Raw genomic sequence first — 14,616 nt, forward strand, 5'->3', positions numbered from 1 at the left:
TCCAGGGGGACAAAGCAATTATTGAGTCTGCTTTTTATGCCCGGAGAAGCCTGAGCGGCAGCACGTGAAAAATAGGTAATGCGCAAATGAAAAAGGCATCCACAAATAAGAATTAAACGTATTAATTGTCAGTTAATTCCCACGCGACACACTCCTTCCTACATTCAGCTCTGCTCCGATGATTGAGGCGCCTTGGGTTAATCGACCCTGAAGCCGCGCTCGACATTCTCGAGGAACGCCCAAATACATCTAACAAATAGATATTTAAGCGCTATTTTTTGCGCTTTTTAATCTATTTGATGGGAGTAATCTGAACCTATCGAAACACAACAACCCAGACACGCAACAAGGAGCACAACCATGAAAACCCGAATGATCCTCGCCACCACCCTCTCTGTACTGGCTTTGAATGCGTTTGCAGCAGACGGTTACGACCGTACCCACTCTTCGAGCTTTGCTGAAGACGGCTACAGCCGCACCGGCTCGGCCGCTGTTGCAGCAGATGGCTACGACCGCACCCACTCCTCAAGCTTTGCTGAGGACGGTTACAGCCGCACCGGTTCGGCCACGTTTGCCGCAGATGGCTATGACCGTACCCACTCCGCCAGCTTTGCCGAAGATGGTTATGACCGCACTCAAGGCGCGCGCTTTAGTTGATCAGCGCTCGCCGATGACGAGCGCACGAGGCGCGTCCCTGAAAAGGGACGCCCGAGAATGGATTCAAGCTTTGTCATTGAGGCCAATGCCTAGCACTATAGGGGCTCTCTAACTCAGCCGTTTGCGGATGCTTGTGATGCCTGACGATATCCATTTCTACGAACCCTCCAAAGGCCACGGCCTGCCCCACGATCCGTTCAATGCCATTGTCGGGCCGCGTCCGATTGGCTGGATTTCATCGCAGGACGCCGAAGGTCGTCTCAATCTGGCGCCCTACAGCTTCTTCAACGCCTTTAATTACATTCCTCCGATCATCGGGTTTTGCAGCGTGGGGCGCAAAGACAGCCTCAACAACATTGAGCAAACCGGTGAATTCGTCTGGAACCTGGCCACGCGCCCACTGGCCGAAGCCATGAACCAGAGCTGTGCGATGGTCGGGCCCGACGTCAATGAGTTTGAATTGGCAGGCCTGAGCACCGCTGCTTCACGGGTGGTGAGCGTGCCGCGCGTGGCGCAAACGCCGGTGTCGTTTGAATGCAAAGTGACGCAGATCGTGCAACTGCAACGCGCCGACCAGCAATTGGTCCCGAGCTGGCTGATTCTCGGCGAGGTGGTGGCGGTGCATATCGCCAAACACCTGCTCAAAGACGGGATCTATGACACCGCCGCCGCCGAACCGATTTTGCGTGGTGGCGGCCCGGCAGATTACTTCCAGTTAGGCGCCGAAGCCCTGTTCAAAATGCACCGCCCAACCTGATTACCAAACCAGCTCGGCGTCTTCATTGACGCCCTGCAGGGCTGCAAGTTGTTGCTCGGCGGCGGCATCGGCCGCGGTCGCGGTGGTAAAGGTCTGCTCGAGCAAGATTTTGTGAAAGCGAGGGGCTCCACCTTCATACAAGGCTTTGACCGCAATCGCTGCGTGGTAAACCCCCGGTTCTACAGGCACCACCGCCGATACCGCCTCAAATTTTTCAAATGCTTTACGCGCCATGTGTGTAATTCCGGCCTGTGAAAAGGCGGCATTCTACCCGCTTACCCGGCGCGTTTCTGCACACGGCTCCAGACCTCGTCACAGCCGCTCTGGAAATCGAGACGGTCGATCACCCGGGTGTGCACCAGCACGCTGTAGACCTCCATCAGCGGGGACTTAAAGTACGCCAACATCGACGCCTCATCCTGCCAATACCCTGCGACATGCCAAAGCAACGGTTCGCTGCGCGATTGCTGCAACGCAACGTGCAGGCAGCCAGGCATCTGCAGCGTGGGCTCAATCAGTTGGCTCAGGCAGGCCTCGACGCGGGCCGAACAACCCGCGTGGGCACGAACCCAGGTCGTGTGACTGGCAACAGTGGACTGGGGCATGGTGACCTCCAAAAATCTGAGGGGCGTGAGGGGAGGCTCAAAGCTTACGGTGGGTCTGTGCCGCACGGTTAGTCGATTCCTGCCCCGGCCTTGCACGATTCTGCATAACCTTTGCGTTCCAACCGCCTCACGCCATCCTGCGCAACCGCGTCAGGTATACCGGTTTCAAGCAAACCCGCGCCTTGTTTACAACGCTTTCGTCGCCCGCCGTGAAGGCTGCGACAGGATCAGGCAAGGCTGCGGCAGAAATCAGCTACCCCTTGGGCTTGCACAAATCTAAGCTATGGCCCCATCGCCGCCGCCACGAGGACACGCCCCCATGTCAACGCTGCAACCGCCCATGGCCGCACTCGATGCCGCGCTGGAAGAAAAACGCGTAGAACTGGCTGACCTCATTTATCGCCACACCCGCGAAGACGGCACCTGCGCCACGGGGGTCGACGCGCTGTTCATGTCGCGTTACAGCGAGTCCAGCGACTTCTCCCCGAGCTTGCCGCAACCGGCCCTGTGCATCCTCGCCCAAGGGCGCAAGGAGGTGCGCCTGGCAGATGAATATTTCGCCTACGATCCGCTTCATTATCTGGTGGTGTCGGTGTCAATGCCGATCAGTGGCCGTGTGGTGGAAATATCCCCGGAACGTCCGGTGCTGGCGTTGCGCCTGGATATTGATCCGATGGAAATCTCCACCCTGATCAGCGAGGCCGGGCCGATTGGCGTGCCGTCGCGGCCTGCCGGGCGCGGGGTGTATGTCGAACCCATCGATCAAGTCATGCTCGATGCCCTGCTGCGCCTGACCCGATTACTGGACTCGCCCCGCGATATCGCCATGCTCGCGCCGCTGATTCGACGCGAGATCTTGTACCGCTTGCTGCGCAGTCCTTTGGGCTACCGACTGTACGAAATTGCTACCGAAAACAGTCAAACCCACCGGGTGAGCCGTGCGATCTCATGGCTCAACGGCAATTTCCAGCAACCGTTGCGCATTGACGACCTGGCCCGTGAAGCCAACCTGAGCGTGTCGACCCTGCACCACCGTTTCAAAGCCATGACCGCCATGAGCCCGCTGCAATACCAGAAGCAGCTGCGCCTCAACGAGGCCCGGCGCCTGATGCTCTGCGAAGGGCTCGACGCGTCGGCGGCAGGATATCGCGTGGGGTATGAAAGCCCGTCGCAGTTCAGTCGCGAGTACAGCCGTCAATTTGGCGCGCCGCCGGTGCGGGATCTGGCGCGCTTGCGCATGAGCCTATAGGGCCATCGTTCGCTGCCACTGATTCGCGTCGATGCCGATCACCGTCGGCCCAGTACCCTCGGCTTCAATAGCCGACGGTGAAACGTTGACGGGAATGGGCGGGATGCTCGACTTCATCGAGCATGGCGATGGCGAAGTCCGCGAAACTAATCCAGCTTTTGCCGTCATCGCCGATCAGCAGGTGGTCGTTGCCCAAGCGGAATGTTCCGGTGCGCGGACCCTCTACAAATTCGGCCGATGGCGACAGGAAGGTCCAGTCCAGGTCCTGTTCCTTGCGCAAGGTTTCCAGATACACACCCCCCGCACTGGCCTCTGGCTTGTAGGCCTCCGGGAAGTCCTTGCTGTCGATGACCCGGGTGTTATCCGGCAGTAACAGCGAACCCGCGCCCCCCACAAACAACAAGCGCTTCACGCCTGCCTTTTTCACCGGTTCGATGATGGCCTGAGCGGGCAAGGTCGAAAAATGCGCGGCGCTTAACACCCCATCACTGCCTGCAACCGCTTCTTGCAGGGCATGGGCATCATTGACATCCACATCCAGGGTGACCACGTTTGCACGGTGGCCGATTTTTGAGGCGTGACGCGCAATGGCGATCACGCTATGACCACGGCGCAGGGCTTCTTCCAGCAGTTGGCTGCCTGCACGTCCGGTGGCACCGATAATTGCAATTTTGCTCATGAGGTTCTCCTGTGGAATGGACAGATTTCACTAAAGGCTTCAATCACCACTTCATTTCGCCTTTGGCCACTTTGGCGCTCAGTTCCAGCGAAGACTCTTCAGCCAGATCCGGGTAACGCTTTTTCATTGCTGCGATCAGTTCAGCCGAGTCCTTGGCTTTGAGGGTCTCTTCATCAAACGCCTTGATGTAATCGCGGGTGAAGTGCACGGCATCGATCGAACGATCGTTCTCGCCCAGGTAATGGCCAGGCACCACAACGCCGGGTTGCAGGCTGTCGATGCGCTTGAGGGTGGACAACCACTGTTTGTGGGACTGAGGCGTTTGCGTGTCAGCCATCCACACGTGAATGTTGTCAGCCACTACCACCCCGCCCACCACGGCCTTGAGCGACGGAATCCACACAAAGCTGCGGTCCGGCTGCTTGCCGTTCAGCCCGATCACCTCCAGATCGCGGCCTTCCAGTTGCAAGCTATTGCCGTTGAGCACCTGCGGCACAATCAATTTTACGGGGGCATCAACGCCCATTTGCGGGCCCCAGAATGCCAGTTTGGCATCCTTGGTTTTGTTGATGTGTTCCACCGTAGGGGCGGAGGCCAGCACGGTGGCGTCGGGGAAGGCATCTGTCAGTGTTTGCAGACCGAAGTAGTAGTCCGGGTCGCCGTGGCTGATGTAGATGGTGGTCAGGTGCTTGCCGCTGGCGCGGATCTTGTCCACCACGTGCTGCGCCTGAGCTTTGCCGAATTGCGCATCGATCAGAATGGCGTCTTTGTCGCCGCTCACCAGCACCGACGACACCGGGAAAATCGCCGCGGCGCCCGGGTTGTACACGTCCAGCGTGAGGGGTGCAGGCGCTGCAGCGGCTTGCGCAGCAAAGCCCAGCGCAACGACGCCAAGGAACAGGCGACGCAAGGTTGAAAATCCATTCATAGGCTGTTTCCTGAATAAGAGGCCGTTATAGGCGATGAACACAGCTTAGTAGCCCGATCAGCGTTAAAAAATGCGATGCTGCGACATAGTTTGTTTCAGAAACCGGGCAGATCATGGACCGTCTTAATGCAATGCGCGTGTTTGTCACCGTGGTCGACCTCGGCAGTCAGTCAGCCGCCGCTGATCACCTGGACCTGTCGCGGCCGGTGGTGTCGCGCTATTTGGCCGAGCTTGAAGCGTGGGTGGGCGCACGTCTGCTGCATCGCACCACGCGCAAACTGAGCCTCACTGCCGCCGGTAATGAAACGCTGCCGCGCTGTCGACAGATGCTGACACTGTCCGAGGATTTGCAGGCCGCCGTGACCACGGCCGGGGATGCGCCTCGGGGCCTGTTGCGCATCAGCGTCAGTACGTCATTCGGGCAAGCGCAACTGGCAGCCGCCGTGACCGACTATGTGCGCCTCAACCCCGGCGTGACCATTGACCTGCAAATGCTTGACCGCACGGTAAACTTGGTGGACGAGCGCATTGACCTCGCCATTCGCACCAGCAGGGAGCTGGACCCCAGCCTGATTGCCCGCAAGTTGACCGTTTGTCGCTCGCTGCTGTGTGCTTCGCCCGCGTATCTGCGCGAGCATCCAGCGCCCGTACAGGTGGATGACTTGAGCCAGCACAATTGCCTGACCCATACCTATTTCGGCAAAAGCCTGTGGCATTTCACCTGTGATGGCGATGAGGTGTCGGTGCCGGTGCAAGGCAACATCAGCGCCAACGAAGCCAGCACCCTGCTCAGCGCCACACTGTCTGGCGCAGGGGTTTCACTGCTGCCCAGCTATCAGGCCGGGGAGCACGTGCTTCGCGGGGATCTGGTGCGCTTGTTGCCCGACGCCGAACCCCGGGTGATGACTATTTACGCGGTCTACGCCTCGCGCAAACACATGCCCAGCGCGTTGCGCAGCATGCTGGACTTTCTGGCGGCGCGCTTTACCCCCGAGCCATCGTGGGACAAAGGACTGTAAGAAGTAGTCCGTTTGAGGGATGAAGGCTTACAGGTGCAGTCGTACAACTGGTGTGGCAAGTCCGAGGGTCTGAACTAGCCTGAAAAGTGTGACGTCTAGGTATCAGGAGATGACTGCCATGACCACGAAAACAAAAACCAGATGCATGACCGCGTTTGTTGTATTTGCTGCCGCTGTACTGTTTGCCAGTGCTTGTTACCGCGCTGAGCAAACCCGCCTCTCCCCTCGATTTACCGCCAGTTGCCAGGGCGAGCATTGCAATTCGTTGAATGCAGCATTCAGCGCGTTGAGATAAAAAATCGGTGCAGCCGTTCATGAACTGACGACTGCGCCTTTTTTTGCGCCTGTTCGTTAGCGAGCTATCCAGTACACTGGGCGGCATTCCGCCACAGGCCGCTGCGCCTGTGCCTTTGCGCCCACAGGTGTATTGATGACCAGCCTCAACCAACCCGCCACGTCCAAACCCGCCATTCGCAGCATCCTTGTGGCCTTGATGCTGGCCATTTTCCTTGGCGCGTTGGATCAAACCATCGTTGCCGTGTCCATGCCTGCCATCTCGGCCCAGTTCAAGGATGTCAGCCAACTGGCGTGGGTGATTTCCGGCTATATGGTGGCCATGACCGTGGCCGTGCCGATTTACGGCAAGCTCGGGGACTTGTACGGCAGACGCCGCCTGATGCTGTTCGGCATGGGGCTCTTCACCCTGGCGTCGTTGTTTTGCGCAGTGGCGCAGAACATGGAGCAACTGGTACTGGCGCGGATCATTCAGGGCATTGGTGCGGGCGGCATGATCTCGGTGAGTCAGGCAATCATCGGTGACATCGTGCCACCGCGCGAACGCGGCCGTTATCAGGGTTACTTCAGCGGCATGTACGCCTTAGCCAGTGTCGCCGGGCCCGTGCTGGGCGGCTTCATGACGCAATACCTGTCGTGGCGCTGGGTGTTTTGGATCAACCTGCCGCTGGGGCTGGTGTCGTGGTGGATTGCCTATCGCACCCTCGTGGGCCTACCCATTGGGCAGCGCAAGCCAATTATTGATTACCTGGGCACGGTGTTGATGATTGTCGGCCTGACCTCACTGCTGCTGGGCATTACGTTTATCGGTCAGGGGCACAGCTGGCGCGGCGACCACGTGTTGATGTTGCTGGGCGTGGCCGTGTTTGCCCTGCTGTTGTTTGTCTGGCACGAACGCCGTGCGCGCGAGCCGTTGCTACCGATGCATTTGTTTGCCAATCGCACTGCCGTGTTGTGCTGGTGCACGGTGTTTTTCACGAGCTTTCAGGCCATCTCGCTGGTGGTGTTGATGCCGTTGCGTTACCAAAGCATCACCGGCGCCGGGGCAGACAGTGCGGCACTGCACTTGTTGCCGCTGGCAATGGGTTTGCCCATTGGCGCGTATGTTGCCGGGCGCATGACCTCCGTGACCGGGTATTACAAACCGATGATTCTCGGCGGCGCAGCGCTGATGCCGCTCGCCATTTTGGGCATGGCTTACAGCCCGCCGGGCGCAGAAACCGTGAGCGGGGTGTTCATGCTATTGAGCGGGATCGCTTCAGGCATGCAATTTCCTACCTCATTGGTGGGCGCGCAAAATTCCGTGACGCAACAGGATATCGGCGTGGCCACCAGTACCACCAACCTGTTTCGTTCGCTGGGGGGCGCCGTGGGAGTGGCCTTGATGTCAGCACTGCTGCTGGCGTTGCTGCATGGCTCGCTAAGCACCCCGATCATGGGACGCCCGCTACTGGGGGAAGGCAGTTCGGGGAATGTGCTGCTCGATGGCCTGAACGCGGTGCAAGGCCCGGCGCTGGACAACCTGCGTGCCGAGCTGCAAATCACTTTTCGCCATCTGCTAAGCATCAGCGCCGCGTTTTCGCTGCTGGGCCTGGGCGCGGCGCTGGCAATGCCCAATCAGGTGCTGCGCGGGCGCGAAGACAAAGCAACGTAGCACCCGCAGCCCTTGCGTTATTTAGCGCTGATTTGCTTTTGCAGGTTCTGGATCTGGCTTTGCAACGTGTTGATGTTGCGCGTCACTTGCCCGCGGAACAGGTCAAACTCGGCAGTGCTGCCTTGAGCCGGGGCGGCGGCCGGGCGGGTTTCCAACTCACTTTTAAGGACTAGCAAATCCTGCTCCAGGCGCTGGATGGCAGCAGCCGGATTGCCCTGCTTTTTCAGTGTGGCCACGTCGGCGCTCACGCTTTTGAGCTGCGCGTCCAGCTTGCCCTGCTCGGCCACGGTGGCTTTAAGGGTCGCCAGTTCCGTGCCCAGTGCCTTCACCTCGGTACTTAACTGGGTGTTGCTCGCCTGCTGGGCCGAGACCTGCGCCAACAGGGCCGCATTGATCTGTTCAAAGCGTTTGTCCAGTTCCCCTTGCTGACCGGCCACCGCGCCTTGCTGTTGCTGGTGCTGTTCAAGGAGTTTGTCTTCGAGTTGCTTGATCTGCAATTTCAGGGCTTCGCTGCCGCTGTTGATCGTGGACTCACTGGCCACCACTTTGCCCGATATGTCCTGCAAACGGCCTGCGGCTTCTTCGCTGATGCGGGCAAAACTCTCCTGAGTCGCCACCAGCTGTTGCTCCATCATCGACAACTGCTGAAAGCTCCACCACGCCAGCCCGGCGAACGCCAGCAGAACGGCTCCGAGCAGTGCCCATAGCGGGGCGGTTGTGGGGGCTTTGACTTGGATCACGGGCGTGTCGCGCGAATACACCGTGGTGCGTTCACGGGCGGCTGCGGTCGGGGGCAGTTGATCGTGGTCGTCGACCGTGGCTCGCAGGGTCGGGACATCATCGAAGTCGTCGCGGGCATCGTTACGCATGGCAAACCTTATTTAAAACCTGAGTGAAAGCTGAATGGCGCGAGTATAAACCTCAGACTCGCGCCCTGATCGTCCTTGAACCTTCGTCAGGTTCATCGGTATTACGGGTAGTTAACGGTAAGGCGATTCCTGGGCCTTCCACCAGCCACAGAATTCATCGAGTGCCGCCCACAGCGAGACTTTGGGGTCGTAGTCCAGGTAATGCCGGGCGCGGCTGATATCGAGGGTGAAATCTTTGTTCATTTCCTGGGTGCGCAGGCGCGTGCGCGTTGGCTCGGGCTGGCCGGGCCACAGTTTACAGGCGACTTCACTGAGCGCACTCATGCTGTAGGCCGCCGCGTAGCCCCGATACCGCGTCACCTGAGCCACGTTCATTTGCCGCATCACGTAATTGACCACGTCCCAGAAGGGAATCGGCGCGCCATTACTGATGTTGTACGCCTTGCCCAAGGCAGATCCGGCGGCCAGCAGGCTGCTGAGCAACGCTTCATTGAGATTTTGCACGCTGGTGAAATCCACTTTGTTCAGGCCGTTGCCAATGATCGCCAGACGCCCTTTGCGCTGCTGTTGCAGCAAACGCGGGAACAGGCTCATGTCGCCAGCACCCGTGACCATGCGCGCGCGCAAGGCAATCACTTCCAGTCCGAACTCCTGGGCGCCAAAGACTTTTTGCTCGGCCAGGTGTTTGGTCGCGGCATAGGTATGACTGAAGCGCTTGGGCACCTGCTCTTCCGTCAGGCCCACATGCGAGCGACCGTCGAAATACAGCGACCCCGAAGACAAGTGCACCAGCCGCCGCACACGTTGTTTCAAACAGGCTTCGACCACGTTTTCGGTGACCAGCACATTGTCACGCTGCAAGTCTTGCGTGCGCCCCCAGGCACTGACGGCGCCCGCGCAGTGCACCACGGCGTCAATGTCGACGCACAGGTCACGCACCAGCAAGCCATCGGTCAAATCACCCGGGATAAATTCAGCCCCACGCCGCACCAGGTGTTCAACACCGTCGGCACGACGCCCGCTGACCCGTACGTCAAAGCCCTGCTCCAGGGCAAAACGCGCAAAGCGTCCGCCAATGAAGCCGCTTGCGCCGGTGACCAGAATCTTCATGAATCGCTCCAAATGCTCTAATGCGTGCTGCCTGCTGTTTGAACGCCTGGTGTCAGGCCAAAGGCACTAACCAGCGTGACGCCGACCGCGATAAATGTTCGGTCAGTTGCCCCAGCAGTTGTCCACCATTACGCCAATGATGCCAGTACAGTGGCACGTCGATCGGTTTATCTGGCAAAAGCTCTACCAGTGTTCCGCTTTCAAGTTGTTCACGCACCTGTAATTCAGGCACCAATCCCCACCCGAGCCCAGCTTCGGCCAGGCGGATAAAGCCTTCGGAGGACGGGCACAAGTGGTGTTCGAAACCGCCGTCTACGCCCAATAAAGCCAGATAACGGTGTTGCAGGAAATCGTCCGGGCCAAACACCAAGGCCGGGGTCTTGGGCAGCAATGCGGCACGTACGCCATCGACAAAATGCCGGGCAATGAATGCAGGGCTGGCCAGCGCGCGGTAACGCATGGCCCCCAATAACACACTTCGGGCCCCTGCCACTGGCCGTTCGCTGGCACACAAACAGGCGGCCACTTCACCTGCGCGCATGCGTTTGAGGCCCACGGTCTGATCCTCGACCACCAAATCCAGCAGCAGATGGTGCTCCGCGCAAAAATCCCCCACCGCCGGCGCCCACCAGGTCGCCAGGCTGTCAGCATTCAAGGCGATGCGTAGACGCTCCGGCAGCCCTTCGTCGTCCAGCGCCGGCACACTGCTTTGCAGGTCGCGCTCCAGCAAGCGCACTTGCTGGACATGGTTAAGCAAACGGCGGCCGATTTCAGTCGGACTGGGCGGTGTGGCACGCACTAGTACGGGCTGACCAATACGCGCCTCAAGCAGTTTGATGCGCTGGGAGATGGCCGATTGTGACAGCCCCAACACCTGTGCAGCCCGTTCAAATCCCGCCTGCTCCACCACCGCTGCCAGGGCGGAGAGTAATTTATAGTCGAACATCAGTTTTCCTAATGAGCGATCAGCAATATTGGTTTTTCTTATACAGCTAACACCCCGAGAATAGCCAGCAGCACACCTCTTCTCCCGCTGTAGTTCGATGAGTAATTCTTATGTGGCAAAGCTACCTCAACGGCCTGCTGGTCGCGTTCGGCCTGATTATGGCCATCGGCACTCAAAATGCATTTGTACTGGCGCAAAGCCTGCGCCGTGAACACCACTTGCCCGTCGCCGCCTTCTGTGTGATCTGCGACGCCCTGCTCGTCGCCGCCGGGGTGTTTGGGCTGGCCACGATTCTGGCGCAAAACCCGCTGCTGCTCAGCGTCGCCCGCTGGGGGGGCGCGGTGTTCCTATTGTGGTACGGCAACCAGGCATTGCGTCGCGCTTTTTCGAGTTCCAGCCTTGAACACTCGGCCAACCAGACCGCCCGTTCGCTCAAAGCCGTGATGCTCAGTGCTTTGGCGGTCACATTGCTCAACCCGCACGTGTACCTCGACACCGTGCTGCTGATCGGCTCGCTTGGCGCACAACAAAGCGTGCCCGGTGCCTATGTGATTGGCGCCGCCAGTGCCTCGTTGTTGTGGTTTTTCACCCTGGCCCTTGGCGCGGCCTGGCTGGCACCGTGGCTGGCACGTCCCGGAACCTGGCGTCTTCTCGACCTGCTGGTGGCGGTAATGATGTACGCCGTGGCCGTGCAATTGATCGTGGTCGGGTGATCAAATGCCCGGCAAACAAGGCCGGGCAAGAACCATCGAGTTTTTTCATCAATCGCGCCGGAACCTCTATTCCACACAGTTGTTGCGTGGTTAAGCCGCCACCCCGGTGCTATGATCCTGCCCCTGCGCCGCAAAGAGTAAAAAACTCATCGGCGCGTGTTTGGCCGCCCGTGATCGGCCTTGCGCTCATCGCAACTGACCTGATTAGGAGAATCACCATGGCTTTCGAATTGCCGCCACTGCCGTACGCACACGATGCCCTGCAGCCGCACATCTCCAAAGAAACCCTGGAATATCACCACGACAAGCACCACAACACCTACGTCGTGAACCTGAACAACCTGGTACCAGGTACAGAATTCGAAGGTAAAACCCTGGAAGAGATCGTCAAGACCTCTTCGGGCGGCATCTTCAACAACGCAGCTCAAGTGTGGAACCACACGTTCTACTGGAACTGCATGACGCCAAACGGTGGCGGCCAGCCAACCGGCGCACTGGCTGACGCGATCAACGCTTCGTTTGGCTCGTTCGACAAGTTCAAAGAAGAGTTCAGCAAAACCTCCATCGGCACCTTCGGTTCCGGCTGGGGCTGGCTGGTGAAAAAAGCTGACGGTTCCCTGGCCCTGGCCAGCACCATCGGCGCCGGCAACCCGCTGACCAGCGGCGACACCCCGCTGCTGACCTGCGACGTTTGGGAACACGCTTACTACATCGACTACCGCAACGTACGTCCTAAGTATGTTGAAGCGTTCTGGAACCTCGTTAACTGGACGTTCGTGGCCGAGCAGTTCGAAGGCAAAACCTTCACTGCGTAACCACGTCGCCAGACAAAAAAACCCGGCATTGCCGGGTTTTTTTTCGCCACGCGAAAGTTGCGACGTCGCTGGCCCCAAAGCGCACGCCAGCTAGACTCACACCACAGAAATTATCTTCGCTCCGTGCTCAAGTTCCGCACCGGCAAGACCGACACAGTGTGCACAGCGTTACCGATTAACGTTTTAAAGGCGAAGAGTGTCCGCGAGGGATTACCCACAGTCATGGCTACTTGATATCATCCGCCAGAAACAAGGAAGCGCTCTTTGAAGCTGGAACTCAAAAACAGCTTGTCAGTCAAGTTGCTCCGGATCGTGTTGCTCTCGGCACTGATCGTCGGGGTGGTATTGAGCTGCGCGCAAATTGTGTTCGACGCCTACAAGACCCGGCAGTCGATCAACAACGACGCCGAGCGCATCCTCGACATGTTTCGCGCCCCCTCCACCCAGGCCGTCTACAGCCTGGACCGGGAGATGGCGATGCAGGTCATCGAAGGTTTGTTTCAGGACGACGCGGTACGGCAGGCCTCCATCGGCCACCCCAAAGAAACCACGCTGGCCGAGAAAACCCGGCCCTTGCGAGAAGCAACCAGTCGTTGGCTGACGGACGTGTTCCTGGACAAGGAGCGCACATTTGTCACACCACTGGTGGGTCGCGGGCAGTACAGCGAGTACTACGGCGACCTGACCATCACCCTCGACACCGCCAACTATGGCGACGGGTTTCTGATCAATTCGGGCATTATTTTCATTTCGGGCGTCCTGCGCGCCTTGTTGATGGGGCTGGTGCTGTACCTGATCTATCACTGGCTGCTGACCAAGCCCTTGTCTCGCATGATCGAGCACCTGAGTACCATCAACCCGGACCGCCCCAGCCAGCATTTGCTGCCGTTGCTCAAAGGCCATGAGAAAAACGAATTGGGCATCTGGATCAACACTGCCAACCAGTTACTGACGTCGATAGAACGCAATACCCACCTGCGCCACGAAGCCGAAAACACGTTGCTGCGCATGTCGCAGTACGACTTTCTCACCGGGCTGCCCAATCGCCAGCAATTGCAAACCCAGCTCGCCAAGATCCTGTTCGATGCCGGTCGCCTGCAACGCCGGGTGGCGGTGTTGTGCGTGGGGCTGGATGACTTCAAAAGCATCAACGAACAACACGGGTATCAAACCGGCGACCAACTGCTGATGGCTGTGGCTGACCGGCTGCGTGCACACAGCGGTCGGCTGGGCGCGCTCGCCCGCCTTGGCGGTGACCAATTTGCCCTGGTGCAGGCCGATATCGATCAGCCCTATCAGGTCGCGGAGCTGGCGCAGAGTATTCTCGACGACCTCGAAACCCCGTTCCTGCTGGCAGAGCAATCGATCCGGCTGAGGGCAACCATCGGTATCACGCTCTTCCCTGAAGACGGCGACTCCAGCGAAAAACTGCTGCAAAAAGCCGAACAAACCATGACCCTGGCCAAGTCGCGTTCGCGCAGCCGCTATCAGTTCTACATCGCCAGTGTCGACACTGAGATGCGCCGTCGACGCGAGCTGGAAAAAGACCTGCGTGACGCCTTGCAAAGTAACCAGTTGTACCTGGTTTACCAGCCGCAGATCCGCTACAGCGACCATGAGGTCGTGGGTGTTGAAGCGCTCTTGCGCTGGCAGCACCCCATTCACGGCATGGTGCCGCCGGATTTGTTTATCCCGCTGGCCGAGCAAAACGGCAGCATTATCGCTATTGGTGAATGGGTACTGGATCAAGCCTGTCGCCAATTGCGCGAATGGCACGATCAGGGGTTCACCGAGCTGCGCATGGCGGTCAATCTGTCGACCGTGCAGCTGCACCACGCTGACCTGCCGCGAATGGTCAACAACCTGCTGCAAATCTATCGTTTGCCACCCCGCAGCCTTGAACTGGAAGTCACTGAAACCGGCCTGATGGAAGACATCAGCACGGCCGCGCAACACCTGCTCAGCCTGCGTCGCTCCGGCGCCCTGATCGCCATTGATGACTTCGGTACCGGGTATTCATCGCTCAGTTACCTCAAAAGCTTGCCACTGGACAAAATCAAGATCGACAAGAGTTTCGTGCAGGACCTGATTGACGACGACGACGATGCCACCATCGTGCGGGCCATCATCCAGCTCGGCAGAAGCCTGGGCATGCAGGTAATTGCCGAAGGTGTCGAAACCGTTGAGCAGGAAATGTATGTCATCAACGAAGGCTGTCACGAGGGCCAGGGCTACCTGTACAGCAAACCTCTGCCAGCGCGGGAGTTGAGCATTTTTCTGAAGCAGGGCCAGCGCAACAATGCCGCCATTATGTAAATCCA

General features: G+C 58.8%; 16 protein-coding genes. 9 read left to right on the forward strand and 7 right to left on the reverse strand.

Going from position 1 to position 14,616, the window contains the following annotated elements; all coding sequences use genetic code 11:
- Positions 1–360 precede the first annotated feature (360 nt).
- Together HBN68_RS05465 and HBN68_RS05470 are read left to right on the forward strand one after the other, a co-directional pair.
- On the forward strand, positions 361–657 hold the full coding sequence (locus tag HBN68_RS05465; protein ID WP_094994828.1) for a hypothetical protein: 297 nt from the start codon (positions 361–363) through the stop codon (positions 655–657).
- 136 nt (positions 658–793) lie between these two features.
- Entirely contained in the window at positions 794–1,414 is a 621-nt protein-coding gene (locus HBN68_RS05470) for a flavin reductase family protein (RefSeq protein ID WP_094994829.1), read from the forward strand.
- On the opposite strand, the gene HBN68_RS05475 is transcribed toward HBN68_RS05470, so the two are convergent.
- Together HBN68_RS05475 and HBN68_RS05480 are read right to left on the reverse strand one after the other, a co-directional pair.
- Entirely contained in the window at positions 1,415–1,648 is a 234-nt protein-coding gene (locus HBN68_RS05475; protein WP_094994830.1) for a hypothetical protein, read from the reverse strand.
- 41 nt (positions 1,649–1,689) lie between these two features.
- Positions 1,690–2,019, reverse strand: a complete 330-nt coding sequence (locus tag HBN68_RS05480; RefSeq protein ID WP_094994831.1) for an antibiotic biosynthesis monooxygenase family protein — start codon at positions 2,017–2,019, stop codon at positions 1,690–1,692.
- A gap of 319 nt (positions 2,020–2,338) precedes the next feature.
- Between HBN68_RS05480 and HBN68_RS05485 the strand changes: the two genes are divergently transcribed.
- Positions 2,339–3,268 (forward strand): AraC family transcriptional regulator, encoded by a 930-nt coding sequence (locus tag HBN68_RS05485; protein ID WP_094994832.1) that lies wholly within the window; start codon positions 2,339–2,341, stop codon positions 3,266–3,268.
- A 64-nt stretch (positions 3,269–3,332) separates the two neighbouring features.
- On the opposite strand, the gene HBN68_RS05490 is transcribed toward HBN68_RS05485, so the two are convergent.
- Together HBN68_RS05490 and HBN68_RS05495 are read right to left on the reverse strand one after the other, a co-directional pair.
- Positions 3,333–3,947 carry an NAD(P)-dependent oxidoreductase gene (locus HBN68_RS05490; protein WP_169963329.1) on the reverse strand — a complete coding sequence of 205 codons (615 nt, stop codon included), beginning with the start codon at positions 3,945–3,947 and terminating at the stop codon, positions 3,333–3,335.
- Between the two features lie 43 nt (positions 3,948–3,990).
- Positions 3,991–4,875, reverse strand: coding sequence for an MBL fold metallo-hydrolase (locus tag HBN68_RS05495; protein ID WP_169963327.1), 885 nt, complete (start codon positions 4,873–4,875; stop codon positions 3,991–3,993).
- 113 nt (positions 4,876–4,988) lie between these two features.
- Between HBN68_RS05495 and HBN68_RS05500 the strand changes: the two genes are divergently transcribed.
- The 3 genes from HBN68_RS05500 to HBN68_RS05510 all read left to right on the forward strand — a co-directional run bounded on the left by HBN68_RS05500 (position 4,989) and on the right by HBN68_RS05510 (position 7,842).
- Entirely contained in the window at positions 4,989–5,894 is a 906-nt protein-coding gene (locus tag HBN68_RS05500; protein ID WP_169963325.1) for a LysR family transcriptional regulator, read from the forward strand.
- A 118-nt stretch (positions 5,895–6,012) separates the two neighbouring features.
- Positions 6,013–6,189, forward strand: a complete 177-nt coding sequence (locus HBN68_RS05505) for a hypothetical protein (protein ID WP_156425770.1) — start codon at positions 6,013–6,015, stop codon at positions 6,187–6,189.
- A 135-nt stretch (positions 6,190–6,324) separates the two neighbouring features.
- The gene (locus tag HBN68_RS05510; RefSeq protein WP_169963323.1) at positions 6,325–7,842 is read left to right on the forward strand and encodes an MDR family MFS transporter; all 1,518 of its coding nucleotides are present in this window, start codon (positions 6,325–6,327) and stop codon (positions 7,840–7,842) included.
- Between the two features lie 17 nt (positions 7,843–7,859).
- On the opposite strand, the gene HBN68_RS05515 is transcribed toward HBN68_RS05510, so the two are convergent.
- The 3 genes from HBN68_RS05515 to HBN68_RS05525 all read right to left on the reverse strand — a co-directional run bounded on the left by HBN68_RS05515 (position 7,860) and on the right by HBN68_RS05525 (position 10,767).
- On the reverse strand, positions 7,860–8,711 hold the full coding sequence (locus HBN68_RS05515; protein WP_094994837.1) for an ATPase: 852 nt from the start codon (positions 8,709–8,711) through the stop codon (positions 7,860–7,862).
- Positions 8,712–8,822: 111 nt separating this feature from the next.
- Positions 8,823–9,821, reverse strand: coding sequence for an NAD(P)-dependent oxidoreductase (locus HBN68_RS05520; RefSeq protein WP_169963321.1), 999 nt, complete (start codon positions 9,819–9,821; stop codon positions 8,823–8,825).
- Between the two features lie 52 nt (positions 9,822–9,873).
- Positions 9,874–10,767 carry a LysR family transcriptional regulator ArgP gene (locus HBN68_RS05525; protein WP_094994839.1) on the reverse strand — a complete coding sequence of 298 codons (894 nt, stop codon included), beginning with the start codon at positions 10,765–10,767 and terminating at the stop codon, positions 9,874–9,876.
- A 110-nt stretch (positions 10,768–10,877) separates the two neighbouring features.
- Here HBN68_RS05525 and HBN68_RS05530 point away from each other — a divergent pair, with 110 nt between their 5' ends.
- The 3 genes from HBN68_RS05530 (at position 10,878) to HBN68_RS05540 (ending at position 14,611) form a co-directional block, all read left to right on the forward strand.
- Complete coding sequence (locus HBN68_RS05530) at positions 10,878–11,480, forward strand: LysE/ArgO family amino acid transporter (RefSeq protein WP_169963319.1); 603 nt, start codon at positions 10,878–10,880, stop codon at positions 11,478–11,480.
- Positions 11,481–11,698: 218 nt separating this feature from the next.
- Positions 11,699–12,295: a Fe-Mn family superoxide dismutase gene (locus HBN68_RS05535; RefSeq protein WP_047274206.1), complete on the forward strand. Its 597-nt coding sequence runs from the start codon at positions 11,699–11,701 to the stop codon at positions 12,293–12,295.
- A gap of 264 nt (positions 12,296–12,559) precedes the next feature.
- Positions 12,560–14,611 carry a bifunctional diguanylate cyclase/phosphodiesterase gene (locus tag HBN68_RS05540; protein WP_169963317.1) on the forward strand — a complete coding sequence of 684 codons (2,052 nt, stop codon included), beginning with the start codon at positions 12,560–12,562 and terminating at the stop codon, positions 14,609–14,611.
- The last annotated feature ends 5 nt before the right edge of the window (positions 14,612–14,616 follow it).

The sequence above is a fragment of the Pseudomonas sp. WS 5078 genome, assembly GCF_012985745.1.
GTDB classification, from domain to species: domain Bacteria; phylum Pseudomonadota; class Gammaproteobacteria; order Pseudomonadales; family Pseudomonadaceae; genus Aquipseudomonas; species Aquipseudomonas lundensis_A.